24 protein-coding genes are annotated in these 23104 nt (G+C 64.6%); 3 read left to right on the plus strand and 21 right to left on the minus strand.

The window, feature by feature from the left end; all coding sequences use genetic code 11:
* Positions 1-10: 10 nt before the first annotated feature.
* Genes ABIC03_RS23695 through ABIC03_RS23705 form a run of 3 tightly spaced genes read right to left on the minus strand, consistent with a single transcriptional unit; the run spans position 11 to position 1376 of the window.
* Positions 11-559 carry a gluconate 2-dehydrogenase subunit 3 family protein gene (locus ABIC03_RS23695; RefSeq protein ID WP_354061512.1) on the minus strand — a complete coding sequence of 183 codons (549 nt, stop codon included), beginning with the start codon at positions 557-559 and terminating at the stop codon, positions 11-13.
* Positions 560-593: 34 nt separating this feature from the next.
* Positions 594-989 (minus strand): VOC family protein, encoded by a 396-nt coding sequence (locus ABIC03_RS23700; protein WP_275172421.1) that lies wholly within the window; start codon positions 987-989, stop codon positions 594-596.
* Positions 990-1376 carry a c-type cytochrome gene (locus ABIC03_RS23705; RefSeq protein WP_275172522.1) on the minus strand — a complete coding sequence of 129 codons (387 nt, stop codon included), beginning with the start codon at positions 1374-1376 and terminating at the stop codon, positions 990-992.
* A 306-nt stretch (positions 1377-1682) separates the two neighbouring features.
* Between ABIC03_RS23705 and ABIC03_RS23710 the strand changes: the two genes are divergently transcribed.
* Complete coding sequence (locus tag ABIC03_RS23710) at positions 1683-1991, plus strand: hypothetical protein (RefSeq protein WP_354061514.1); 309 nt, start codon at positions 1683-1685, stop codon at positions 1989-1991.
* Positions 1992-2053: 62 nt separating this feature from the next.
* Here ABIC03_RS23710 and arfB read toward each other — a convergent pair whose 3' ends face one another.
* From arfB to ABIC03_RS23745, 7 genes are all read right to left on the minus strand, one after another.
* Positions 2054-2470 (minus strand): alternative ribosome rescue aminoacyl-tRNA hydrolase ArfB, encoded by a 417-nt coding sequence (arfB, locus tag ABIC03_RS23715; protein ID WP_354061516.1) that lies wholly within the window; start codon positions 2468-2470, stop codon positions 2054-2056.
* 112 nt (positions 2471-2582) lie between these two features.
* On the minus strand, positions 2583-3950 hold the full coding sequence (locus ABIC03_RS23720) for a M16 family metallopeptidase (RefSeq protein WP_354061518.1): 1368 nt from the start codon (positions 3948-3950) through the stop codon (positions 2583-2585).
* Positions 3947-5341 (minus strand): M16 family metallopeptidase, encoded by a 1395-nt coding sequence (locus ABIC03_RS23725; protein ID WP_473304537.1) that lies wholly within the window; start codon positions 5339-5341, stop codon positions 3947-3949. The genes ABIC03_RS23720 and ABIC03_RS23725 overlap by 4 nt, the downstream gene beginning before the upstream one ends.
* 197 nt (positions 5342-5538) lie before the next feature.
* Entirely contained in the window at positions 5539-6264 is a 726-nt protein-coding gene (locus tag ABIC03_RS23730; RefSeq protein ID WP_354062016.1) for a hypothetical protein, read from the minus strand.
* Between the two features lie 97 nt (positions 6265-6361).
* Entirely contained in the window at positions 6362-6856 is a 495-nt protein-coding gene (gene lspA, locus ABIC03_RS23735) for a signal peptidase II (protein ID WP_199198057.1), read from the minus strand.
* Positions 6857-7012: 156 nt separating this feature from the next.
* A complete protein-coding gene (gene ileS, locus ABIC03_RS23740; RefSeq protein ID WP_354061522.1) occupies positions 7013-10012 on the minus strand; it encodes an isoleucine--tRNA ligase in 3000 nt (999 codons plus the stop codon).
* A 201-nt stretch (positions 10013-10213) separates the two neighbouring features.
* Positions 10214-11185: a bifunctional riboflavin kinase/FAD synthetase gene (locus ABIC03_RS23745; RefSeq protein WP_275172428.1), complete on the minus strand. Its 972-nt coding sequence runs from the start codon at positions 11183-11185 to the stop codon at positions 10214-10216.
* A gap of 230 nt (positions 11186-11415) precedes the next feature.
* On the opposite strand from ABIC03_RS23745, the gene ABIC03_RS23750 reads away from it, so the two are divergent.
* Complete coding sequence (locus ABIC03_RS23750; protein WP_354061525.1) at positions 11416-11811, plus strand: response regulator; 396 nt, start codon at positions 11416-11418, stop codon at positions 11809-11811.
* A gap of 212 nt (positions 11812-12023) precedes the next feature.
* Here ABIC03_RS23750 and ABIC03_RS23755 read toward each other — a convergent pair whose 3' ends face one another.
* The 9 genes from ABIC03_RS23755 to uvrC all read right to left on the minus strand — a co-directional run bounded on the left by ABIC03_RS23755 (position 12024) and on the right by uvrC (position 20810).
* Positions 12024-12878 (minus strand): TIGR01459 family HAD-type hydrolase, encoded by an 855-nt coding sequence (locus ABIC03_RS23755; RefSeq protein ID WP_354061527.1) that lies wholly within the window; start codon positions 12876-12878, stop codon positions 12024-12026.
* A 15-nt stretch (positions 12879-12893) separates the two neighbouring features.
* Positions 12894-14372 (minus strand): EAL domain-containing protein, encoded by a 1479-nt coding sequence (locus ABIC03_RS23760; protein ID WP_354061529.1) that lies wholly within the window; start codon positions 14370-14372, stop codon positions 12894-12896.
* A gap of 142 nt (positions 14373-14514) precedes the next feature.
* Entirely contained in the window at positions 14515-15645 is a 1131-nt protein-coding gene (locus ABIC03_RS23765; protein WP_354061531.1) for a YihY/virulence factor BrkB family protein, read from the minus strand.
* Position 15646: 1 nt separating this feature from the next.
* Complete coding sequence (locus tag ABIC03_RS23770; protein WP_354061533.1) at positions 15647-16246, minus strand: phage holin family protein; 600 nt, start codon at positions 16244-16246, stop codon at positions 15647-15649.
* Positions 16247-16337: 91 nt separating this feature from the next.
* Positions 16338-17297, minus strand: coding sequence for a 50S ribosomal protein L3 N(5)-glutamine methyltransferase (prmB, locus tag ABIC03_RS23775; protein WP_354061535.1), 960 nt, complete (start codon positions 17295-17297; stop codon positions 16338-16340).
* Positions 17297-17773: a molybdenum cofactor biosynthesis protein MoaE gene (locus ABIC03_RS23780; RefSeq protein ID WP_354061537.1), complete on the minus strand. Its 477-nt coding sequence runs from the start codon at positions 17771-17773 to the stop codon at positions 17297-17299. Before ABIC03_RS23780 ends, prmB begins: the two co-directional genes overlap by 1 nt.
* Positions 17774-17776: 3 nt before the next feature.
* Positions 17777-18028: a molybdopterin converting factor subunit 1 gene (moaD, locus tag ABIC03_RS23785; protein ID WP_354061539.1), complete on the minus strand. Its 252-nt coding sequence runs from the start codon at positions 18026-18028 to the stop codon at positions 17777-17779.
* Complete coding sequence (pgsA, locus tag ABIC03_RS23790; protein WP_007596859.1) at positions 18025-18642, minus strand: CDP-diacylglycerol--glycerol-3-phosphate 3-phosphatidyltransferase; 618 nt, start codon at positions 18640-18642, stop codon at positions 18025-18027. The genes moaD and pgsA overlap by 4 nt, the downstream gene beginning before the upstream one ends.
* Positions 18643-18740: 98 nt before the next feature.
* Positions 18741-20810, minus strand: a complete 2070-nt coding sequence (gene uvrC, locus ABIC03_RS23795) for an excinuclease ABC subunit UvrC (RefSeq protein ID WP_354061541.1) — start codon at positions 20808-20810, stop codon at positions 18741-18743.
* Between the two features lie 250 nt (positions 20811-21060).
* Between uvrC and ABIC03_RS23800 the strand changes: the two genes are divergently transcribed.
* Positions 21061-21684 carry an outer membrane protein gene (locus tag ABIC03_RS23800; protein WP_275172436.1) on the plus strand — a complete coding sequence of 208 codons (624 nt, stop codon included), beginning with the start codon at positions 21061-21063 and terminating at the stop codon, positions 21682-21684.
* A gap of 86 nt (positions 21685-21770) precedes the next feature.
* Here ABIC03_RS23800 and ABIC03_RS23805 read toward each other — a convergent pair whose 3' ends face one another.
* The gene (locus ABIC03_RS23805) at positions 21771-21986 is read right to left on the minus strand and encodes a cold-shock protein (RefSeq protein WP_092029496.1); all 216 of its coding nucleotides are present in this window, start codon (positions 21984-21986) and stop codon (positions 21771-21773) included.
* A 249-nt stretch (positions 21987-22235) separates the two neighbouring features.
* Positions 22236-23096 carry a 23S rRNA (adenine(2030)-N(6))-methyltransferase RlmJ gene (locus tag ABIC03_RS23810; protein WP_354061544.1) on the minus strand — a complete coding sequence of 287 codons (861 nt, stop codon included), beginning with the start codon at positions 23094-23096 and terminating at the stop codon, positions 22236-22238.
* Positions 23097-23104 lie beyond the last annotated feature (8 nt).

Raw genomic sequence — 23104 nt, forward strand, 5'->3', positions numbered from 1 at the left:
TGGGTGGACCTCAAGCCTTCGGCAGCCAGTCGATGTCGGCGAAGCCGCGGTTGATGTAGCCACCGTGCTCGGCCGAGGAGCCCTCGTAGCCGAACCGCGGCCAGACCTCTTTTTGGTTGTAAAGAGAGACGATGAGGTCGCCGCGCACCTTCTGGAAGAACTCGCTCTGCTCGATCTCCTTCAGGAGCACCACGCGGTCGGCTTCCCACGGCACTTCGGCGTAAGCCACCTTGTGGCGATCACGCGCATTCTGATCGAGCCGTGTGATGCCGTCGCTGATCAGCGACTTGACGGAGGCGTCCTTCGCCGCCTTGCCGTCCCACGGCTTGATCGCGGTGATGTAATAGCTGTCGCCGAGGACGTCGTGCGGATAAATATCGCGCGCGACCTTCAGCAGCGTCTTCATCGTTGTGGGCGAAAGCGCACTGGTCTCGTCGGCCCATGCGCCCTCGACGCTGACGGCGACGCTGGCCGCGACTGCCGCGACCGGCACGGCGGTCGCGGCGCCCTTGAGAAAGACGCGGCGGCTGTGCTTGCTTCGACGATCGACTTCTCTCATGGCATTCCTCCGTTGATCTTGATTTTTGATTTGGTTAGTTGAAACGTCCGCCGCGCTGAATCACCTCTATCTTGTAGCCGTCGGGATCACTGACGAAGAAGAAGCGCGCTAGCGTTTTGCCGTCGTGCTTGAAGTCACGCAGCTGGCCCGGCGCGAGCTTCTCGCGCTCGAAGCGGGCATGTTCGGCATCGAGATCCTCGACCACCACGGCTAGATGTCCGTAGCCGTCGCCGAGCGCATACGGTTCCTTGCGATCGAAATTGACCGTCAGCTCCACCTCGAAGGGTGAGGACGGGTGCCGCAGATAGATCAAGACAAAGTCTGCGAACTTCAGACGGTCGGTGATTTCCAGGCCAAAGGCCCGCTGGTAGAAGTCGAGAGAGCGCGCCTCGTCGAGTGCGCGGATCATGGAATGGACCGGCTTCGCCATTCAGTGCTGCTCCCTAAGAAAGGCGATGATGGCGGCGCGCGTCTCCGGCTTCGCCTGCCGGTAGACCATGACGACGCCGGGAATCACCGCTTGCGGATTGGTCAGCCAGGCATCGAGCTTCGTCTCGTCCCAGGCAAAGGCTGCTTTTGCGAGGGGCTCTGAATAGTGAAAGCCTTCGACCTTTCCGGCGAGACGCCCGACGATCCTAACCAGCGGCGGACCCTGCCGCACCGGTTCTGACAGGTTCGTGGTGTGGCACACCGCGCATTGCTGCTTGAACAGTGTCGCGCCATCCGGCGGCTTTGCAGCCGGCAAGGGCATTTGCGCCTCGGCCAACTGCACCACCAGCACCATCGCGGTGCACAACCCCAGCACGATCGCGCGCATCGTCAAAAGTCCGCCCATCCACGTCAATTCAGCGTGCGCAAATTCTAGGCGCAGCAAAACAAGCCGTGGTAGTAGCGGGCTGTTTCGCTGCGTGTGGAGATGCGCGCGGGCAGCGTTGTTCCGCGCTGCCGCATATGCGGAGGACAATTCCGCGAAACCGCCGTCAAATCCCTAAACGATCACCACACGAGACAGATTGCATCACGGCCGCGCCGTTCGAGCTCGTAACGCGATGGACTGGTTCGGCTCAGGCGGACGGCGCATCAAGCCGCCGAACCGATCATCGCGAAAGTCCAGGAGAAATGGATGAAGTTGTTAAAGACCTCTGCAATCGCATGCGCCGTCTCGGCCCTCATTGTGACACCCGTTCTCGCGCAAGGTACGTCGTCCGGCGCCAAGCCTAGCGGGACCGTGCAAAGCAAACCCATGCAAGGCAGCACAATGGGCAGCGGCGACGAGGAGATGAGCGCCCAGCCGGGCGCGGCGGGCGAGACGACGGGCATGAAGCCGACGAAGGGTACCAGGGGCACGGTTGGCACGACGGGCAGTGCTGCGCACAGAGGGACCACCGACGATTCCGCGACGGGCGGTGCAGCCACGGGCAAGCGCTACTAGCCAATGGAGTGAAACGGCAGAACTCTGGTCGCCCTGCGGCCGGAGTTCTTTTGCTGTGTCTGCTAGTCGTCGAAACCGCGCCCGCGCTTCGACTTGATGTCGCTGCGGCGCTTCTTGCCCTCGAGCCGGCGCTGCTTCGAGCCAAAGGTCGGCTTCGTCGCGCGCCGCGGCTTCGGCCGGATCATGGCTTCGCCGAGCATCTCCGTAAGCCGGTCGATGGCGTCCTGGCGATTGCGCTCCTGGGTGCGGAAGCGTTGCGCCTGGATCACGATGACGCCGTCCTTGGTCATGCGCTGCCCGGCGAGCCGGGCGAGGCGCAACGCGGCATCCTCCGGCAGCGTCAGTTTGCGGGTGTCGAAGCGCAATTGCGCCGAGGTCGCGACCTTGTTGACGTTCTGCCCGCCCGGGCCGGAGGCGCGGACAAAGCTGATCTCGATGTCGTCCTCGTCAATGGCGAGATCGCGGGATATCCGCAGCATGGTGGCACCATTCGTGATGCCCGGACATATCCCGGCCGCCCAAGTTCGGCAATGGCGCCCGAAATGCAAATGGCCGGGCGAGCCCGGCCATTCAGGAAGCCTACGGACGACGTCAGTTCGACTTCGTCGCCGGTGCGGCGGCTGGTTGCGCCGCGGCCTGCGGAGCGCGGCCGACGACGACGGTCAGGAGGCCCTGGCCCCAGAGGCGCTTTGCGGCCGCCTTGGCGTCGTCCATGGTGACCGCTTCGATGACGGCGTTGCGCTTCTCGATATAGTCGATCGGCAGCTTGTCCTGCTGATATTGCAGCAGCGCCTGCGCGAGCTTCGAGGAGGTGTCGAGCGCCAGCATCTGTGAGCCCTTGAGATAGGACTTGGCCTCGTCGAGCTCCTTCTGCGTCGGGCCTTCCTCGGCGATCCGGCGCACTTCCTTGTCGATGGCATCGATGGTGTCGCCGGCACGGTCGGCACGGGTCCCGGTATTGCCGATGAAGACCGCCGAATGCTCCATCCAGAGCAGCGACTCGAATACCGAATAGGCCAGGCCACGCTTCTCGCGCACCTCGCGATAGAGCCGCGAGGACAACCCGCCGCCGCCGAGGATGTGGTTGACGACATAGGCAGCCATGAAGTTCGGATCGCTGCGCTTCACCCCGGGGCCGCCGAAGGTGATCACGGTCTGGGGCACATCGAGCGTCACGAAGGCGCGTTGCGGCGGCTTGGCGGCCTCGACGTCGGAGACCGGCACGAGGTTGGCCTTGGCGGGCAGGCTGCCAAACGTGTGGTCGAGCAGCTTGCCGAGCGTGGCCGGATCGACATCGCCAACCACCGCGATCTTCAGCGAGTCCTTGGCGAGCACGCGGCCGACATAATCCTTCATGTCGGCCACCGTGATGGTCGGAACGCTGTCGAGATTGCCGTTGGATTGCCGGCTATAGGGATGATCGCCGAAGGCGACCTCCAGGAATTTGCGGCTCGCGAGCGAAGTCGGGTTGGTGGTCTCGCGCCGCAGGCCCGAGATCACCTGCGAGCGGATGCGTTCGACATCGGCGGTTTCGAAATGCGGCGAGGTCAGCGCGCTCCGCAGCAGGTCGAAGGCCTCGTCCTTGTTGTCGCGCAGCATGCGCAGGCTGCCGCGGAACGTGTCGCGGGTGGCGCTGAAGGAGAGCTCGATGGCGCGGCGGTCGAGCCGCTCGTGGAAGGTCTTGGAATCGAGATCGCCGGAGCCTTCGTCGAGGAGATCGCCGACCAGATTGGCGACGCCCGACTTGTCCTTGGGATCCTGGGCCGAGCCGCCGGCAAAGGAATATTCCATGGCGATCAGCGGCACGGTTGCATCCTGCACGAACCAGGCCTCGATGCCGCCCGGTGAGGTCAGATGCTGGATCTTTGCAGCCGCCCGTGACGGAGAGACCGCAGCGAGCGCGAGTGCTGCGCCGGTGGCAAAGGAGAATGCAATGCGTCGAAGGAAGGGATAAGTCACGAACGCTTCTCCTCGCGCTTTGTGGTCGCGGTGTCCTTGATCAGATAGCCCGTCACCGAGCGCTTCTTCTCGAGCCATTTCTGCGCGACGGTGCGGACCTGCTCGGCGGTAACTGCGCGGATGCGATCTGGCCAGCTCCGGATGTCCTCGACCGACAGGCCCGTGGTCAGCGCGCCGCCATACCAGCGCGCCAGCACCGCCTGGTTGTCCTGGGCGTAGATCGCCTCGGCGATGAGCTGAGTCTTGACCCGCTCGAGATCCTCGGCGCGGATTGGATTCTGCGCGATGTCGGCGATGACGCCGTCGACCACCTGCTCGACCTCGGCGAAGCTGACGCCGGATTTGGGCGAAGCCGAGATCGCGAACTGGGTGGGGTCGAGCGAGATGCTCGAATAGCTGGCGCTGGCGGAGACCGCGAGCGGCTTGTCGACCACGAGCGCACGGTAGAGATAGGAATTGCTGCCGCTGCCCATCAGCTGCGCCAGCACGTCGAGGGCCGCGCTTTCGCCGGCCGCAGCCGTGGTCGCCGAGGGCACCAGATAGTATCGCCGCAAGCCGGGTTGCTCGACGCGCGGATCGGCCAGGGTCACGGTGCGCGGCGCCGCGGGCTCCGGCTCCTGCGGGCGGACGCGGCGCGCCGGGATTGCGGGCTGGGCCGGGATGGAGCCGAAATTGCGCTCGACCAGCGGGCGGATGTCGGCGGGCTCGACGTCGCCGGCGATCACCAGGATCGCGTTGTTCGGAGCGTAAAAGCGGCGGTAGAAGGCGAGCGCATCCTCGCGATCGAGCTTTTCGATCTCCTGGTGCCAGCCGATCACCGGCCGGCCGTAGGGATGGTTGAGATAGAGCGCGGCCATGATCTGCTCGTTCAGCCGCGCGTCCGGATTGTTGGCGACGCGCATGTTATACTCTTCGAGCACGACGTCGCGCTCGGGCAGCACGTTCTCGTCCTTGAGGATCAGGCCGGTCATGCGGTCGGCCTCGAACTCCATCATCTTCGGCAGCTGCTCTTTCGGTACTCGCTGGTAATAGTTGGTGTAGTCCACCGAGGTCGAGGCGTTCTCGTTGCCGCCGACGCGGAGTACGGTCTGGGAGAATTCGCCGACCGGATGCTTCGATGTGCCCTTGAACATCAGGTGCTCGAGGAAGTGCGCGAGCCCGGACTTGCCCGGCGTCTCGTCCGCCGAGCCGACCTTGTACCAGATCATTTCCGTGACGACGGGGGTGCGGTGGTCCGGAATTACCACGACCTGCATGCCGTTTCCGAGCGTGAAGCTGGCGGGCGGGGCCGATGTCACCGTGGTCTGCGCAAGGGATGCGCCGGCCGTCAGGACACTCGTCGAAAGCAGCGCGGCAAGGAGGCAGGCAGCCGATCGGTAAGAGGACATCATGATCCTTATGAAAGGCCGAGCCCGGATGTCCGGCTCGGAGGCACGGCATGGTACACCGTGCGGCAAACGCTTCGCGTCACGAAGCAGAGAACTCAACTCGGGCGCAAGTTACTGATAAGCAATCAAGACAGCGTCCCGCGGGTACGAGCCGCCGGCGCGGGACCGCGTCTGTGGGAATATCGCGAGGGACAGGAGAGCTATTGTTCCTTGTCCTTGCCGGACATGATGTCGAAATAGGTCCGCCGTGTCTTGTCCTCTCCGGCGCCGTAGGCGTAGCTCGGTGACGGCGTCTGGTAGCCGGGCGGCGGCTCGACCAGCGACTGGCGCGGCGGCTCGGTCGTGAATTGCTTGGCCTCGCCTTTGTTGTTCGACATCATGCCCCACAGACCGCCGGTGAAGCCGAGTTGGGCGGGGCTGAGCGACGGGTTGCCGTTGGTGCCCGGCTGAATAGGATCATTGCTCGTGCGCTCGGGTGCGGCTGTCCTGCCGACCTCCATCTCGGCGGGTGACAACGCCCGCCCTGCCTGCCAGCTCTCCGTCGCCTTGACGGCCTTCTTCCGCTGCGCGATGGCCTCCTTGCGACGTCTCTCGTCAGGGTCCTTCGGCCAGTTCGGTGCGTTCTTGGCTTCGGTCCCGGCCGGCGGCGGCAGGTCAAGCTTGGGCGGTACCACCAGCGGCGACCGCTCGCGGTATTCGATACCCTTCTTCTCCATGCTCTTGGCGCCGATGCCCGACATCAGATTGTCGATGAGCTTCTCTTCGAAGGTCATGTCGTCATCGTCCTCGCCGTCGTCACCGGCGCGGGCGGCGCCAGCCGACATGACGAGACCGATGCCGAGCGCGACAGCGGACAATCTCAACGCCCGCCAGAACGCCTGCCGGGGGTCTCCAACCATCGAACTGCTGGTCTTCGAGCTGCGCATCACTGTACCTGTTCCAAATTGTGGCAGTTTGCCGCTCTCGCGCCGCATAATCCCTCGCAAAAGCAAGGTTCCGCCTGCCGGTCCGTATCGGCCGGGATCAGGGCGCTTTTGCGGCGGGTACCCCCAGGAAGGAATCATACAATAGCGCCGCCACGCCAGCAACGATGGCCACGTCCGCGAGGTTGAACACGTACCAATTATAGGTATTTCCGCCGATCTCGACGTGGAACAGGGCGAAATCGACCACCGCGCCATAGGCCAGGCGGTCGATGCCGTTGCCGATGGCGCCGCCGATGATCAGGCCGAGGGCGATGGTTGCCAGCAGGGTGTGCGAACGGGCCATCCAGATCGCCAGCGCAACCACGGCGAGGACCTTCACGGCCATCAGCGCCATTTGCGCAGCCTGGCCGTCGTTCTGGAGCCAGCCGAAGCTGATGCCGATGTTCCAGGCCAGCACCAGGTCGAAGAACGGCGTCACGCTCACCGCGCCGCGACGGGCGAGGTCGAACACGTTCAGCAGCCAGAGCTTTGAGGCCTGGTCGGCCACGAGGGTGACCAGGGCCGCGAGGATGCCGGCGCGGAGCGGGGTCATGGGCAGTCGACCACAACACGCTCCGCCGTCGTCCTGGCGAAAGCCAGGACCCATACTCCGAGGCGGTCGTTGTTTGAAAGACTTGTGGTCATCAGCCTTCGTCGCAATTGGCGGCGGTGGAATGGGTCCTGGCTTTCGCCAGGACGACGGTGAGAGCTAGATGCTGACCCCCAGCGTCTTCCATTCGCGCAGCGCCTTGGCGTCGCGCGGGGTGACGTCGGGATATTCGGGGTCTTCACCCACCGTCGGCGAAATCTTCCAGGAACGGGCGCATTTGGTGCCGACCGCCTTCTCCACCACGACAGCGACGCCTGGAACGGCATCGAGACGGAATGCGGAAGCCGGCGCTTCGCCCTCGCGCACCTCGTAATTCGAGGTGATGCAGATTTCCGCGAGGTCGGTGTCGAACAGCGTCGCCAGCATGTCGCGGTCGGCGACATAGATCACCGGTGATGCCTCCAGCGACGAGCCGATGTTCTTGGCGGCGCGTTCGAGCTCCAGCGCACCGGTGACGACGCGGCGGACGTTGCGGATCGCTTCCCATTTCGCGGCGAGCTTGTCGTCGCGCAGGCTTTCGAGGTTCTCCGGAAATAGCGTCAGGTGCACCGAGGGCTCGGCGTCGGGCCTGTACATGCGCCAGGCTTCCTCCGCGGTGAAGCTGAGGATCGGCGCCAGCCATTTCAGGATCGAGCTGCACAACAGGTCGATCGTGGTCAGCGCCGCCTTGCGCGTCAGAGAGGACGGCGGATCGCAATACAGCGTGTCCTTGCGGATGTCGAAATAGAACGCCGAGAGCTCGCTGTTCAGGAAGGCGGACAAGGTTGCGACCACGGTCTTGTAGTCGAACTCCTGATAGGCCTTGCGGACGACGGCAGCACGGACCGCGAGCTCGTGCAGCATCAGCCGTTCGAGCTCAGGCATGTCGGCGTGCGCGACTGCGTCGGCCGGCTTGTAGTGATCCAGCGTTCCAAGCATCCAGCGCACGGTGTTGCGCAGCTTGCGGTAAGTCTCGATGGTGTTCTTCAGGATCTCCGGGCCGATGCGCTGGTCGTCGGCATAGTCCGTGGCGCAGACCCACAGGCGCAGGATATCCGCGCCCGAATCCTTGATCACCTTCTGTGGCTCGACGGTGTTGCCGATCGACTTCGACATCTTGCGGCCGTTCTCGTCGAGCGTGAAGCCGTGGGTGAGCACGATGTCATAGGGCGCGCGGCCGCGCGTGCCGGCGCTCTCCAGCAGCGACGAGTGAAACCAGCCGCGATGCTGGTCGCTGCCTTCCAGGTACATCACGGTGTCGTTGCCGCCGTCGACCTTGCGGACGATGTTGCCGAGCTGCGGGAAGTTCTGGCGATCCTCGAGCACGAAAGCATGTGTGGAGCCGGAATCGAACCAGACGTCGCAGATGTCGTCGATCTTCTTCCAGTCTTCCTTCGCGCGTGATCCAAGGAAGCGCTCGCGGGCGCCTTCCATGTACCAGGCGTCGGCGCCTTCCTCCATGAGGGCCTCGGTGATGCGCTGATTGACGATCTCGTCCTGCAGGATCTCGGCTGAGCCGTCGCTCTTCTCGCGCACGAACACGGCGATCGGCACGCCCCAGGCGCGCTGGCGCGAGATCACCCAGTCCGGACGATTGGCGATCATGCCGTTGATGCGGTTCTCACCCGACGGTGGCACCCATTGCGTGACCGAGATCGCATGCAGCGCGCGGGCCCGCAATGTATCGCCCTTCTTGGCGTGGCCATCGTCGCTGATGTCCTTGTCCATCGCGATGAACCATTGCGGCGTGTTGCGGAAGATCACCGGCTTCTTCGAACGCCATGAATGCGGGTATTGGTGCTTGAGGCGGCCGCGCGCGAGCAGCTTGCCAGCCTCGATCAATGCCTTGATCACGGCCTCATTGGCATCGCCCTTTTCGCCCTTGTCGTTGAGCACGCGCTTGCCGGTGAAGCCGGGGGCCTGCGCCGTATAGGCGCCGTTCTCGTCGACAGTGTAGGGGATAGCCGTCGAGATGCCGCGCTCATCGAGCTCGCGGGTGTTGGCCATCCAAACGTCGAAGTCCTCGCGACCGTGGCTCGGCGCGGTGTGCACGAAGCCGGTGCCGGTATCGTCGGTGACATGCTCGCCGGCGAGCAGCGGCACGATGAACTCGTAACCGCCATCGAGGCCGCGCAAGGGGTGGGCGCACTCCACGGCGTCCAGCGTATCGCCGGGAATGTCGCGCACCTTCTCATAGGCCGTGACGCGCGCCTGCTTGAACACCTCTGCGGCGAGCGCATCGGCCAGGATCAGGAGATCGCCGGTCTTCGCCCAATTGTCCGCGGCCGCATCCGTCACCTTGTAGAGGCCGTAGGCGATCTTCGGTGAAAACGAGATCGCGCGGTTGCCGGGCAGTGTCCAGGGCGTGGTGGTCCAGATCACGACCGAAGCATTGGCGAGCGCACCATGTGCCGGGGACGTGACGGGAAACTTCACCCAAACCATGTCGGAGGTGTAGTCCTCGTACTCGACCTCGGCCTCGGCGAGCGCGGTCTTCTCGACCACGCTCCACATCACCGGCTTGGAGCCGCGATACAGCGTACCGTTGGCGGCGAACTTCATCAGCTCGCGGGCGATCTGTGCTTCGGCCGGATAGCTCATCGTCTGATAGGGATGATCCCAGTCGCCGATGATGCCGAGCCGCTTGAACTCCTCGCGCTGCACGTTGATCCAGTGCGTCGCATAGGCGCGGCATTCCTTGCGAAACGCCACCATCGCGGCGGAGTCGCGGAAGTCGGGCTTCTGCTTGCCCTTGGAGCGGTAATTCTCCTCCTCGATCTTCCATTCGATCGGCAGGCCGTGGCAGTCCCAGCCGGGCACATAGTTGGAGTCGAAGCCAAGCATCTGCTGGCTCTTGGTCACGACGTCCTTGAGGATCTTGTTCAGCGCGTGCCCGATATGGATGTTGCCATTGGCGTAGGGCGGGCCGTCATGCAGCACGAATTTGGCGCGGCCCTGGGCTTCCTGGCGCAGCCTGTCGTAAAGGCCGATGTCGTTCCAGTATTTCAGCAGCTCCGGCTCGCGCTGCGGCAGGCCGGCGCGCATCGGGAATTCGGTCTGCGGCAGGAACAGGGTTTTCGAATAGTCTTTAGCTTCGGATTTTTGGGACTTGTCGGACATGAGGCTGACTGGCTCGGAAGGGCGCGGGAACGGATGGCGATGCGGAATCGCGGGTGAAACGACAACATCCCGGTCTTGCGCCGAGCCGAAGGCTCAGGCGGAAGCCGGGCCGCTAATCCCTATGATGCGCCGCGCAAACATGGCTCTCCATAGCAGGGGGGCGGAGGAAGCGCAAAAGGTTCGGCGCGCCGATTTCCGACCTCAATCGATGGCGCCAAGCCTCGGAAACGCGTTCGGGGCGGCGTCGAGCATGGCCCGGGCGCGGGCAGAATCGTCGTCCATCTGGCGGATCAGGGCCTCCAGGCTGTCGAATTTCAGCTCCTCGCGAATGAAGCCGATAAAGGCGCAGTCGAGCGTCTGTCCGTAAAGATCGCCCTTGAAGTCGAACAGGAAGATTTCCAGCAGCGGTGCGCCGTTATCGAAGGTCGGGCGGCGGCCGAAGCTTGCCACGCCGTCGAGCCGCTCCGCGCCGCGGCCGACTCGCACCGCATAGATGCCGTGCTTGAGGCCGCAATTGGCATCGAGGCGGATGTTGGCGGTGGGATATCCGAGGTCGCGGCCGCGCTTCTCGCCGTGGATGACCTCGCCGGTGATGAACCAGGGCGCGCCGAGCATGGCCGTGGCCTCGTCGAGTTGGCCTTCGGCGAGCGCGATCCGGATCGCGCTGGAAGAGACCGGCCGCTCGTCGATATCGACATGCGGCTGCACGTCGACCTCGATGCCGAGCCGGGGCGCCTCGTTGACCAGGAGGCTCGGCGAGCCGACCCGACCCTTGCCGAAATGGAAGTCGTAGCCGACGGCGATTCCACCGATGCCCAGGCGACCGATCAGGTCATGGTGAATGAAGTCTTGCGCGCTGGTCCCGGCGCGGGACTTGTCGAAGGTCATAACCACGGCGCCGGCAAGTCCGGTGCCGGCCAGAAGCCGCAGCTTGGCACGCTCGTCCGTCAGGCGGAATTGCGGGGTGTTGGGGCTGAAAAACCGGCGCGGATGCGGCTCGAAGGTCAATGCCAGAGCAGGGCGGCCATGTATCCTGCCCATTTCCAGGGCTGCGGCGATCACGGCGCGATGGCCGAGATGAACGCCGTCGAAATTGCCCATGGCGACCACGGCACCCCTTGCAATGGCGGAGTCCGGTGTGGTGTCGCGGATAACGGTAAAATGCGGAGCCATCAGGGGAATTCTCGAACCGGCGGGACCGGCCGGGACCGTGGCGCGACGGGCCGGATGAAGTCAAGCGGGAGGGGGCGGCCGCATCGAATGCGATTTCAGTCCACCGGGGGCGTTCCCAGTTAACGCGCTGTTTAACGCCTTGGTGCTAGTCCTTGGGCGTGGAACCGCGGGGCTCCGGCCCGGCAGGTCCGATCGTAAATATTTCCTGGGTTTGCGTTGGGGGAGTCGAGATGGCGGTTGATTTGTCGATGTCGGTTCTGGTGGTTGACGACTACAGCACCATGATCCGTATCATCAGGAACCTCCTGAAGCAGCTTGGCTTCGAGAATATCGATGATGCAACCGACGGTTCGGCAGCGCTGAACAAGATGCGCGGCAAGAAGTACGGGCTCGTGATTTCCGACTGGAACATGGAGCCGATGACGGGTTACGACCTGCTGCGCGAAGTGCGCGCGGATCCGAACCTCGCCACCACGCCCTTCATCATGATCACGGCCGAATCGAAGACCGAGAACGTGATCGCGGCCAAGAAGGCCGGCGTGAACAACTACATCGTCAAGCCGTTCAACGCGGCAACGCTGAAGACCAAGATCGAGGCGGTCTTCCCGGACATGGCAAGCGCGTAAGGCGCGCTTGGCCGGATAATAATCCATCATTGGGATCGTCATGCCCGGGCTTGTCCCGGGCATCCACGTTCGTGGAGCTGCAAAGAAGGCGTGGATGGCCGGGGCGTAGGCGAGCGGGAGCGACGCCGTCCTACGGCCGACTATGCCCGGCCATGACGGCGTCCGGGGGCTTCGCAATTGGTCTAGGTAGGCGGCGCTTCAAGCCGTAGCCATCACCACTTTAGTTCGCGCATCAGCGCCTTCGGCGGATGGCCGAACAATTCCAGCACCGAAGCCGGGTCGAGCTGGTCGAGACCCTCGAACTCCTCGGCATGGATGCCGCGGGTCACGAACAGGCAATCGATCCCGAACTCGCGCGCGCCGGTGAGGTCGGTCCGGACGGAATCGCCAATCGCGAGCACCTTTTTGCGGTCGATCTGGTGGCCCTGGCGTTCGCCGGCGAGCGCCATCGCGCGCTCGTAGATCGGCCGGTGCGGCTTGCCGTAGAAGATCACCTCGCCGCCGAGCTCGCGATAGAGCTCCGCGATCGCGCCGGCGCAATAGATCAGCCGGTCGCCGCGTTCCACCACGATGTCCGGGTTGGCACAAACCAGCGTCAGCTTGCGCTCGCGCGCCTTCAGCATCATGCCGCGATAGTCTTCCGCCGTTTCGGTCTCGTCGTCATAGAGGCCGGTGCAGACGATGTAATCTGCCTGCTCCAGCGGCGCGGTCACCGCATCGAGGCCGCGGTAGATCGAGTTGTCGCGCTCGGGGCCGAGCCAGAACATCTTGCGGCCGGGATGGTCGGCGACATAGAGCCGCGTCAGGTCGCCTGAAGACACGATCGCGTCGTAGGTCTCGTCGGCGACGCCGAGCTTGCGCAATTGCCGCTGCACCGAGTCTGCCGGGCGCGGCGCGTTGGTGATCAGGATGACCGTACCGCCGCGGCTACGATAGGTGTGCAGCGCCTCGCAGGCTTCGGGGAAGGATTCGAGGCCGTTATGGACCACGCCCCAGATGTCGCTGAGCACGACGTCCACGCCCGCCACGAGTTCACGCAGGCTTTCGGCGAAATGCAGCGTGGTCATGATGCGTGCGGCCGATCAGATCCGGCGCGCGAGTGCGGCGTTGCCGGTGACGCGCTGTGGCGCAGACGCAGTCGACGCTGCGTTTGAGCTGGGGGTGCCGGAGCCATTGGATGCCTGGGTGTCCTGTGCCTGGTTCGGCGCGGCGGTAGCAGATGACCCCTCCGGCCGCAATGGCCGGGGCGGCGCGAACAGGAACCCCTGGCCGAACCGCACGTCATAGTCGAGCAGGTCGATCACGGCGCGCTCGCCCTCGATCCGCTCGGCGATCAGGTCGATGCCGAAGCGGCCGAGCAGGTCGGAGAGGTCGGAAGGGTGGATGTCCGAGGCCGAAGCCTGCCTGGGGTCGAGCAGGAGCGAGGCCGGCACCTTGATGAAGCGCACGCCGCGATCGGCGAGCTCGCGCGGTTCGATACGCAAATCGGTGACATGGTCGATCGAGAAACGGAAGCCGCGCTGGGCGAGCGCGGCGAGATTCTCGGTCTCGGCCGGGCCGAGATTGCGGAAGGTCGATTGTTTGAATTCCAGCACCAGCGAGGGCGCCAGCGCCCGGTTGGCTTCGAGGAAATCGAGGTATTGCGCGAAGGTCGTGGAATTGCCGAGCGTGGAAGCCGCGACGTTGCAGAACACGCCGACCTCCTTGTTGCGTACCATCAGGCGTCGCAGCACCTGCACGCAGCGCAGCATCACCATGTTGTCGATGCGCCCGATCAGGCCGGAGGCCTCCGCGATGCTGATGAACTCCTCGGCCGCGACCAGCTGGTCGCGCTCGTCGCGCAGGCGCGTCACGGCCTCGTAGAAGCGGACCTTGCGCTGCGGCAGCGTCACCATTGGCTGGAGGAAGATGTCGATGCGGTTCTCGTCGATCGCGTTGCGGAGCGTCGCCAGCAATTGGGTCTGGTTGCGGCCGTTTGCGGTCTGAACCGGATTGGCGGTCTGGGTCTGGATCGCCGGTGGTGCCGGCCGCAACGGCGGCGGCGCGGGAACCGGGGGAGGAGCAGCCGGCCGCTCCTCCTCGAATGGAGCCATCAGGTCGAGCGGCGCCTCCGGCTCCTGCCTTGCGACCGGAGCGGGGGCCGGCACCGGCGCGTTGCCGGCCATCAGATCCTCATGGGCCGACACGGTGGTGGCGAGCTGCCTGACCAACCCGCCGAGCTCGTTGATCTCGCCGACCACCGACTGAATGCGGTCGGAGTTGGTCGAATTGGAGGAGGCGATGCGTGCTTCGACCGTGGCAAGCCGGCGGCCGAACTCGGCGACCTGGCGGGCGAGGTCGGCGGTGCCGCGCGAAAGATCGGTGATCTGGCCGCCGACGTCGCTGCGGTCGCGCAGTCGCATCGACACTGCATTGTAGAGGATCAGGAAGGTCAGCACCGTCAGTGCCACGATCGCGGATTCGGTTCCGCTGATGCCGGCGACTGCGTAGAGCACGAGCCCGAGCGAGGCGGCGACCAGAACCATGCAGATGGCGATGAAGATCGTCGAAATACGAATCATGCCGCGCGTTACGCCTCAAGAGCTGACTGCCTGACCGGGAAAACACGGGTGGCGTATCGAACCCGTCACGCCGCATGCTCCCCCAAGCGGCATGAGCTTAACATCATTGTTGATTCGAGGGGATAGCGGCCCGATCTCGGAGTCAGGATGGCGCCGCAGCGCCGACCGTGTCGGCCGAGACCGCCTGGCGGGTGCCAAGCGGCTTGGGCGCCCCGGTGGTCGTGTCGCGCAGGGTCTGCCGTTCGATCTCCGAATTCAGCTCGGCCCCGAACATGACGACGATGGCCGACATCCACATCCACATCATCAAGCCGATCGCAGCGCCGAGCGAGCCGTAGGTCGCATTGTAATTGGCGAATTCCGAGAGATACCAGGACAGCAGCGCCGAGCCGGCGATCCAGAGGATCGCGGCCGCCACCGCTCCGACGCTCAGCCATTGCCAGCGTGGGGCGTCGCGGCTGGGCGCGAAGCGGTAGAGGACGGCCAGCGCGGCAAGGAGAATGACCAACAGCACCGGCCATCGCGCCAGCGCCACGATCGTCTTGCTCTCGGGCGCCATGCCGAGGTGATTGAGCGCGAGCGGGAAGGCAACGACGGCGCCCACCATCAGCAGCAGGGCAACGATGCCACCGACTGTGAAAGCCAGTGAGACTGAGTTCAGCCGGATGAAGCTGCGCTTTTCACGCTCTTCATAGGCGACGTTGATGGCGTCGAAGATGGCCTTGACGCCGGCATTGGCGCTCCAGATGGCGAGCACGAGGCCAAACAGGAAAGTGAAACCAAGGGTCGCGCCGCCGTTCGACACGACGCGCGCCACCTGGTCCTCGACGATCTGGAACGCGCCTTCGGGCAGCATCATCGCGAGCGATTGCAGGTTGGAACTGATCGTCGAGGGGTCGGCGAAGAGGCCATAGAACGAAACCAGAGCCGTGATGGCGGGAAAGATCGCGAGCAGCCCGAAAAAGACGACGCCGCCGGCGGTCGCGAGCAGGCGATCGTCGTCGACGCGCTGATAGGTGCGCCAGAAGACGTCCTTCCAGCCCGCCCAAGGGATCGCGAACGGGCTTTTCGCGCGGCGGCCGCGGCCGGGCTGCGAGGCTGCACCCACCGGGCTCGTTTCCGGCGAATTCGCCTCGCCTTTGCGGTGGTCGTGCGGAGGTCCCGCCCGGACCATGCCGGAATCCTGGAAATACCGTTCCGCGGTGAGCACGAACACGGTCGTGGCTGCCACCAACAGCCAGCTGTCAAATTGTTCGGCGCGCCGTATAGGCATTTCAGGTCTCCGCTCCGTGGCCGTGACGCCGCCGGCGCGCGGCCGTGAGGCCGACCAGCCCAACGGCTGCGAGCATCAGCCCAAGTTGCACGGGGCGGTTGGACCGAGCCGGCCACGTGCTGCCGCCATGTCCTGGTTCATGTCCTCGTTCGCCCGGCGCGAGCGGCGCCAGGGGAATTGTCGTCGCGACCTCTTTCACCGCCTGTTTCACCGTTCCGCGCGGGATGCGCGGGGTGGCGATCGCCACGCGCAGGCGGCTGGCGAGCGGCACGATTGGCTTGGTCTTGCGCTTCATCTGGGCCATGGCCACGCCGGCGCAGGCGGCGGCCAGGATCAGGAGCACGCCGCCAACGGCGCCGAACCCCCAGAATTGCCCGTAATGGATTGCAACCCAGCGGTACAGCGCGATCAGGCCGACGAAGAAGGCTGCGACGACGAACAAGCCCGCAACCGCGAGCAGTCCGGCCGCAGTCGCGTACGAGGTCATGCGCCCTGTGGCCTGATTGCTCCGGTCACGGGCATAGGATTGGGCGGCGCGCTTGAGATGGTTGAGCTTGAGCGCGACGCCAGCGCGCAGCAATTCGCCCGATGGCGCAAGCATGTGGTTATCCTCCGAGTGCGAGAAAATTCGTCGGGGGATGAACGTGGCGGTATTTGACTTGTTCCGAACGAGGTCGGACCGCCGTGATGGATCAACCGAGATCGGCTGCCGCGATCCAGAACACTTCGCCCTCGGAGTCCTCGGTGTCGAGCCAGAGCAGCGGCAGTTCGGGAAAGGCCTCGTCGACGAGTTCGCGGCCCCGGCCGATCTCGCAGATCAGCCCACCATCCGGCGTCAGGTGGTCAGGCGCGTCGCGCAGGATCCGGCGCACCACGTCGAGACCGTCGGCGCCGCCGTCAAAGGCGAGCTTCGGCTCGGCCCGGCACTCCGGCGGCAACGCAGCCATGCCTTCAGCGTCGACATAAGGCGGGTTGGTGATGATCAGGTCGTATTTGATGTCACCGAGCGGGGCGAACAGGTCGCCGCGATGCAGGTTGATCCGGTCGTCGAGCCCGTATTCGCCGACATTCCGTCTGGCGACGTCGATCGCGCCCTTCGAAATATCGACGGCGTCGATCGTGGCGTTCGGAAAATGCTGCGCGGCGAGGATCGCGAGGCATCCCGATCCCGCGCAGAGATCGAGCACCCGCTCGACCGCGGTGGGGTCGTCGATCAGCGAGCCGGCTTCGCCGTCGCCGCCGAAATGCGACTCCAAGAGCTCACCGATGAAGGAACGCGGAACGATGACGCGCTCATCGACATAGAACGGCAGGCCGCGCATGTAGATCTTGTTGACGAGATAAGCGGCCGGTTTGCGCGTGGTGACGCGCCGATGGACGAGATCGATGATCGTCCTGCCCTCGGCGGCCGTGACGCGCGCGTTGGCAAAAATCTCGAACTGCTCGGGGTGCAGATGCAGGGCTTCACAGACCAGGAAGGCCGCTTCCGCGACCGGATCGGGCGTGCCATGGGCAAAGGCGAGCTTGGCCTCATTGAAGCGGCTCACCGCATAGCGGACGAAATCGATCAGCGTGAGAAGCTCGCCGCGGCCCACTTTCGCGAGCTTTGGCGCGGCGCGGCCGCGCACGGTCTTTTTGGATGTTGCTGCCATCAGGATCGGGTCCAGCGTGCGGCGGCATCATCGTCGCGGGCCTGGGCCTCGACCCAGCCGGTGCCGGAGGCGCTCTCTTCCTTCTTCCAGAACGGCGCGTTGGTCTTGAGATAATCCATCAGGAACTCGGCTGCCTGGAACGCTGCCTGGCGGTGCTGCGAGGCGGTCAGCACCAGCACGATGTTCTGACCGGGCATGAACCGGCCGACGCGATGGATCACCGTGACGCCGTTGAGAGGCCAGCGCGAGGTGGCCTCGTCGGCATGGCGCCTGATCTCTTCCTCGGCCATGCCAGGATAATGCTCGAGCGAGAGCGCGGCGATCTTCGCGCTGTCCTCGTCGCTGCGGCAGATGCCGGAAAAGCTCACGACCGCACCGATGTCGGTGCGGCTCCCGGTCAGCACCGCGATCTCGCGCGCGATGTCGAAATCGTCCTGCTGGATACGGATGGTGACGGGGCAGGTGGTGCCGGGCATGGTCTAGCCGCCGGTCATCGGCGGGAAGAACGCGATCTCGCGAGCGCCCGCGATCGTGGCGTCCGACTTGACGTGGGCATGGTCGATCGCGGTACGGATCACCTTCGGCTTCTCGAACGCGTGGGCGTAGGCTTCGCTTTGGCCGGACAGCCAGGCGATCAGCTCTTCCACGGTGCGCACGGTCGCGGGCGGCTCGATCGTCTCCTCGGCCTTGCCGACGCGTTCGCGCACCCAGGCGAAGTACTTCACTTTCATCCCTCATCCTCCTTGATGAGGTGATGGATGCCGGCGCCGAAATAGTCGTAGCCGGTGTACATTGTGAGAATCGCCGAGGCCCAGAGCAGCGCCAGTCCGATCATCGAGACCATGGGCACCACCTCATCGCCGGCCGGACCAGCCAGCAGGAAGCCGATGGCGATGAGCTGAACCGTCGTCTTCCACTTCGCAAGCTTGGTTACGGGCACGCTGACGCGCAGCGCGGCAAGATATTCGCGCAGGCCCGAGACCAGGATCTCGCGGCACAGGATGACGATGGCGGCCCACAGCGACCAGCCGTGAATGATGCCGTCGGCGGCCAGCATCAGCAGGCACGAGGCGACCAGAAGCTTGTCGGCGATCGGATCGAGCATGCGGCCGAACGCCGATTGCTGATTCCAGATCCGCGCGTAATAGCCGTCGAGGTAGTCGGTGACCGCAGCCGCGATGAAAATGGCGACCGCGACCCAGCGCAGCCACAGCGGGCCGTCCATGATCGACTGTGCATAGATGCACCCGACCACGACCGGGATCGCGGCGATCCGGCCGTAGGTCAGGATGTTCGGGAGGGACATCGCGCGGCTGGTCGTCCCTCGTGTCGTGGCGATGTTCATCCGTCCTACCAATACCGCTGCAGCCTGAAGGTCAACCGTTCCGCTCCCCAAATGGGGTGCGGGATGCGACGACCATATGACCGCGGCCCCCCTTTATTTCACCCCGGCTGGGGATGGAAATACTCGAAAATCCTGCGAGCGCTCTCGGCGCTCACCCCCGGAACCTTGCCGAGATCGGTGATCGAGGCCCGTTCGATCTCCTTCAGGGTTCCGAAATGGTGCAGCAAGGCACGTTTGCGTGACGGACCGATGCCCGGAATCTCCTGCAAGCCGGCCTCGCGGATGTCCTTCTTGCGCAGCTTGCGGTGCGAACCGATGACGAAGCGGTGCGCCTCGTCCCGCAGCCGCTGGATGAAATAGAGCACGGGGTCGCGCGGCTCCAGCTTGATCGCCTCGCGCTCCGGCATGAACAGGGTCTCGCGGCCGGCATCCCGGTCCGGCCCCTTGGCCACGGACATCAGCGCCACCTGGGTCAGGCCGAGGTTTGCAAAGATTTCCCGGACCGCGTTGAGCTGGCCGCGGCCGCCGTCGATGATCACGAGATCGGGCCATTGCGGGAAGTCGTCGTCCTTGGTTTTGGCCGCGCCCTCTTCGGGCGGGTTGATCAGGCGCTTGAAGCGGCGCTCCAGCACTTCGCGCATCATGGCGAAGTCGTCGCCCGGCGTGATCCCTTCCGACTTGATGTTGAACTTGCGGTACTGGTTTTTCACAAAACCGTCCGGGCCGGCAACGATCATGGCGCCGACTGCGTTGGTGCCCTGGATGTGGCTGTTGTCGTAGACTTCAATCCGCTTCGGCGCATGTGGCAGGCTCAGGGTCGTGGCCATGGCGTCCAGCAGCCGGCTCTGCGTCGCGGTGTCCGCGAGCTTGCGGCCCAGGGCCTCGCGCGCGTTGGTGAGCGCGTGGGTGACGAGCTCCTTCTTCTCGCCGCGCTTCGGCATGGAAACCTCGACCTTGCGGCCGGCCTTGATCGACAGCGCGTTGGCGAGCAGCTCGCTCTCCTCGATCTCGTGCGAGAGCAGGATATTCCTCGGCGGCGGCTTGTCGTCGTAGAACTGGGCGAGGAAGGAGCCGAGCACCTCTTCCGGCGTATAGGTCTTCTCCGCGCGCGGGAAATAGGCGCGGTTGCCCCAGTTCTGCCCGGTGCGGAAGAAGAACACCTCGACGCAGGAGAAGCCGCCCTCCTGGTGGATGGCGAACACGTCGGCTTCTTCCACCGTGCGCGGATTGATCCCCTGCTGCGACTGGATCGCGGACAACGCAGCGAGGCGGTCGCGGTAGAGCGCGGCGCTCTCGAATTCGAGCTCGCCGGAGGCCTTCTCCATCTCGCTAGCAAGCTCCTGTTTCACCGCATGACTCTTGCCGGACAGGAAGTCGCTCGCCTCGCGCACCAGGGTCGTGTAGCCGGGGAAATCGATCTCGCGGGTGCAGGGACCGGCGCAACGGCGGATCTGGTAGAGCAGACAGGGCCGCGAACGGCTCTCGAAGAAGGAATCCGTGCAGGAGCGGATCAGAAACGCGCGCTGAAGTGCGGTGATGGTGCGGTTGACGGCGCCCGCGGAGGCGAACGGGCCGAAATAGCGACCGGGCCGCATCTGCGCGCCGCGATGCTTCAGGATCTGCGGCGCCCAATGATCGCCCGTAATCAGGATGTAGGGAAACGACTTGTCGTCGCGCAGCTGCACGTTGAAGCGCGGCCGAAGCTGCTTGATGAGGTTGGCCTCCAGCAGCAGCGCCTCGGTCTCGGTGTGGGTCGAGATGATTTCCACCGTAACCGTGGCGGCGATCATGCGCAGGATGCGCGCCGGCTGCGGCGCACTCTGGCGCGCATAGTTCGACAGGCGCTTTTTGACGTTCTTGGCCTTGCCGACATAGAGCACGTCGGCACTGGCGTTGAGCATGCGATAGACGCCGGGCGAGGTGGGGGCGAGGCGGACCGCGCGTTCGATCGCCTCGTGGCCGGTCGCCAGTGGCTCTTCGCCGACCGTGCCGCTCTCTTCCAGGATGTCCGGCAGCCGTGCGTCGTCCTCGTCGTCGCCGCTTGCGGTGGCGGGATCGAGGTCCGGCGGCGCCGCTTCCGTTTCCTGGGGCGGGACATCGGGCGCGTTGCCGCGCACGGGTTTGCGTACGCGTGCGTCGTCCGGATTGTCGGTGGAATCGTGAACCATGGTGCGAATTTAGGCGCTGCGGGTGCCGATTTGAAGTTCCGGCCGTGCGGCACGCACAGGATGGCGGCGCAGTTCCCGGTAACGCTTACTTAAGCCTGTTAACAGCGCGGTAACCCGACTTAACAGGCCTTTAACTTAAAACTCTCGATAAATCTTACGCGAAAAAGTCGTGGTTCCGTCACCATGCGGTTTTGCCTCGCGCGGCGGCGCGGGCATCGCACCGGTTGGGACAGTTGCGTTGGAGTGTGTGATGAAGGGGCTCGTTGTGGGCGCAGCCGCGTTGGCTGCAGTCGGCTGGACGGCTTCGGCAGAGGCCGCCGATCTCAATTACGGGCAGCGTGCGCCCTACACGGTCAATCAGCCGCTCAACGCCTATAGCTGGGCCGGTCCGTATCTCGGTGCCAATCTCGGCTACGAATGGGGCTCGGTGAACAACAATCCCGCAAAACCGTCGGGCTTCGTCGGCGGCGTTCAGGCCGGCTACAATTTCCAGAACGGTCCTTGGGTGTTCGGCGTCGAGGGCGACATCCAGGCCGCCGGTGCCGACGACACTTTCGCGCCGTGGAAGTTCTCCAATCCGTGGTTCGGCACCCTGCGCGGCCGCGCCGGCTACGCCTTCAGCAACGTGCTGTTCTACGGCACGGCGGGCCTCGCATTCGGCGAGCTGCGTGCACAGACGTTCGGCTGGACGGAGTCGCACACCAGCGCCGGTTGGACCATTGGTGCTGGTGCGGAAGTCGGCTTCGCGCCGAACTGGAGCGCCAAGCTCGAATATCTCTACATCGATCTGTCGACGAGTCAGTTCGCGATTACAGGCGTGTCAAACGGCTATAGCGCCAGCGTTGTGCGCGCAGGCGTGAACTATCACTTCTGATACCCAAAGAAGAAAATACCGGACTACAGCCTCCCGGCCGCTCGCGGCCGGGATTTTTTTTCGCCGGTGTTTTCGCGTCGGACTCGCTAGGACAAGATGACCAAATCGACCGCCTTCGGCCCCTTGCCCTTCTTGTCCGGCTCGACTTCGAAAGTAATACGCTGTCCTTCGGCAAGGTCCTTCAGTCCGGCCCGCTCCACAGCAGTAATATGCACGAAGACGTCGCGGCCCCCGTCGTCCGGTTTGATGAATCCGTAGCCGCGCTCACCGTTGAAAAACTTGACCGTTCCCGTCATGGCCATCGGGAAACTCCCCCTCATTGCTCCTCCGTCGTGACGCAGACGCACGTCACGACATGACCGGGCCTTACGAAGCCCGGGAGCTGGCCATCCTTGGGCAGACCATTCGGTCCGACTGGATCTTTCTTAGGCCTTCACTCCGCCGCAACCATTCGCGGAAGCGGAACGTAAAGCCAGTCACTGAAACAGCATAATACGGTTCTCTGCAGATTGACCACCGCTCCTGCATATTTTTCCCAAGATGCCGGAGTGTTACGGCCTCGGCACCTCTAATCGGAATCTGGCAGCGCCACCCTGGCCGAGCGGCATTTCCAGCTCCGGCAGGATCGTCTTGAGCTCGCCGTGCAATGTGTAAGGGGGATTGACGATCAAGAGCCCGGTGGAGCTGAGGGCTGCGCCGTCGGCTTGCGGCGCTACGCTGAATTCAAGCCGCAGGCATTTTCCCGGCGGCTTTGCGGCGGCTGCGAGCCGCGCCACTGATTGCACCAGCGTGTCGGTGGCGCGTCGGCTCTTGGCGGGATACCAGATTACATAGATACCGGTCGGCCATTTCGCGAAGGCCGCCGAGAAGGCCTCGCCGAGCTTGTCGAACTCGTCCTTGGCCTCGAACGGCGGGTCGATCAGGACGATCCCGCGCCGTTCCTGTGGCGGCACGAAAGCCGGCAGCGCCATCCAGCCGTCGAGGTCGACCACGCGGGCCTGCTCGTCGTGGCGGAGCACGCCGATCAGCGCTTTCCGCGCCTTCGGCTCGAGTTCGCAGGCGACGAGGCGGTCCTGCGGCCGCATCAGGGCGCGCGCGATCAGCGGCGAGCCCGGATAGGCCTTGAGCTCGCCCTTCGGATTGAAGGCGCGGACGATGTCGAGATAGGGCTTGGTCAGCGCCATGGCGTCGTTCGACAGCCGCGCCTGCATCAGCCGCGCGATGCCCGTCAGCCATTCGCCGCCGCGGCGCGCCTCGTCGCTTTCGAGATCGTAGAGGCCGGCGCCGGCATGGGTGTCGATGACGCGGAACGCTCCCGGCTTGTCCTGGAGGTAGGTGATGATCCGCGCCAGCACGATGTGCTTGATGACGTCAGCGAAGCTTCCGGCGTGAAAGGCGTGGCGGTAATTCATGCAAGAGC

Origin of the sequence: Bradyrhizobium sp. RT6a (genome assembly GCF_040547675.1) — a bacterium.
Classification (GTDB): Bacteria; Pseudomonadota; Alphaproteobacteria; order Rhizobiales; family Xanthobacteraceae; genus Bradyrhizobium.

Coding starts and splice junctions, on each gene's coding strand:
- moaD (WP_354061539.1), bottom strand. CDS start 18,028: ATGAAAGTGAAGTACTTCGCCTGGGTGCGCGAACGCGTCGGCAAGGCC.
- ABIC03_RS23750 (WP_354061525.1), top strand. CDS start 11,416: ATGGCGGTTGATTTGTCGATGTCGGTTCTGGTGGTTGACGACTACAGC.
- ABIC03_RS23805 (WP_092029496.1), bottom strand. CDS start 21,986: ATGGCCATGACGGGAACGGTCAAGTTTTTCAACGGTGAGCGCGGCTAC.
- ABIC03_RS23800 (WP_275172436.1), top strand. CDS start 21,061: ATGAAGGGGCTCGTTGTGGGCGCAGCCGCGTTGGCTGCAGTCGGCTGG.
- uvrC (WP_354061541.1), bottom strand. CDS start 20,810: ATGGTTCACGATTCCACCGACAATCCGGACGACGCACGCGTACGCAAA.
- ABIC03_RS23755 (WP_354061527.1), bottom strand. CDS start 12,878: ATGACCACGCTGCATTTCGCCGAAAGCCTGCGTGAACTCGTGGCGGGC.
- ABIC03_RS23705 (WP_275172522.1), bottom strand. CDS start 1,376: ATGCGCGCGATCGTGCTGGGGTTGTGCACCGCGATGGTGCTGGTGGTG.
- ABIC03_RS23695 (WP_354061512.1), bottom strand. CDS start 559: ATGAGAGAAGTCGATCGTCGAAGCAAGCACAGCCGCCGCGTCTTTCTC.
- pgsA (WP_007596859.1), bottom strand. CDS start 18,642: ATGAACATCGCCACGACACGAGGGACGACCAGCCGCGCGATGTCCCTC.
- ABIC03_RS23780 (WP_354061537.1), bottom strand. CDS start 17,773: ATGCCCGGCACCACCTGCCCCGTCACCATCCGTATCCAGCAGGACGAT.
- ABIC03_RS23730 (WP_354062016.1), bottom strand. CDS start 6,264: ATGCGCAGCTCGAAGACCAGCAGTTCGATGGTTGGAGACCCCCGGCAG.
- ABIC03_RS23770 (WP_354061533.1), bottom strand. CDS start 16,246: ATGCTTGCGCCATCGGGCGAATTGCTGCGCGCTGGCGTCGCGCTCAAG.
- ABIC03_RS23760 (WP_354061529.1), bottom strand. CDS start 14,372: ATGATTCGTATTTCGACGATCTTCATCGCCATCTGCATGGTTCTGGTC.
- ileS (WP_354061522.1), bottom strand. CDS start 10,012: ATGTCCGACAAGTCCCAAAAATCCGAAGCTAAAGACTATTCGAAAACC.
- lspA (WP_199198057.1), bottom strand. CDS start 6,856: ATGACCCCGCTCCGCGCCGGCATCCTCGCGGCCCTGGTCACCCTCGTG.
- ABIC03_RS23700 (WP_275172421.1), bottom strand. CDS start 989: ATGGCGAAGCCGGTCCATTCCATGATCCGCGCACTCGACGAGGCGCGC.
- ABIC03_RS23710 (WP_354061514.1), top strand. CDS start 1,683: ATGAAGTTGTTAAAGACCTCTGCAATCGCATGCGCCGTCTCGGCCCTC.
- prmB (WP_354061535.1), bottom strand. CDS start 17,297: ATGGCAGCAACATCCAAAAAGACCGTGCGCGGCCGCGCCGCGCCAAAG.
- arfB (WP_354061516.1), bottom strand. CDS start 2,470: ATGCTGCGGATATCCCGCGATCTCGCCATTGACGAGGACGACATCGAG.
- ABIC03_RS23765 (WP_354061531.1), bottom strand. CDS start 15,645: ATGCCTATACGGCGCGCCGAACAATTTGACAGCTGGCTGTTGGTGGCA.
- ABIC03_RS23810 (WP_354061544.1), bottom strand. CDS start 23,096: ATGAATTACCGCCACGCCTTTCACGCCGGAAGCTTCGCTGACGTCATC.
- ABIC03_RS23725 (WP_473304537.1), bottom strand. CDS start 5,341: ATGATGTCCTCTTACCGATCGGCTGCCTGCCTCCTTGCCGCGCTGCTT.
- ABIC03_RS23745 (WP_275172428.1), bottom strand. CDS start 11,185: ATGGCTCCGCATTTTACCGTTATCCGCGACACCACACCGGACTCCGCC.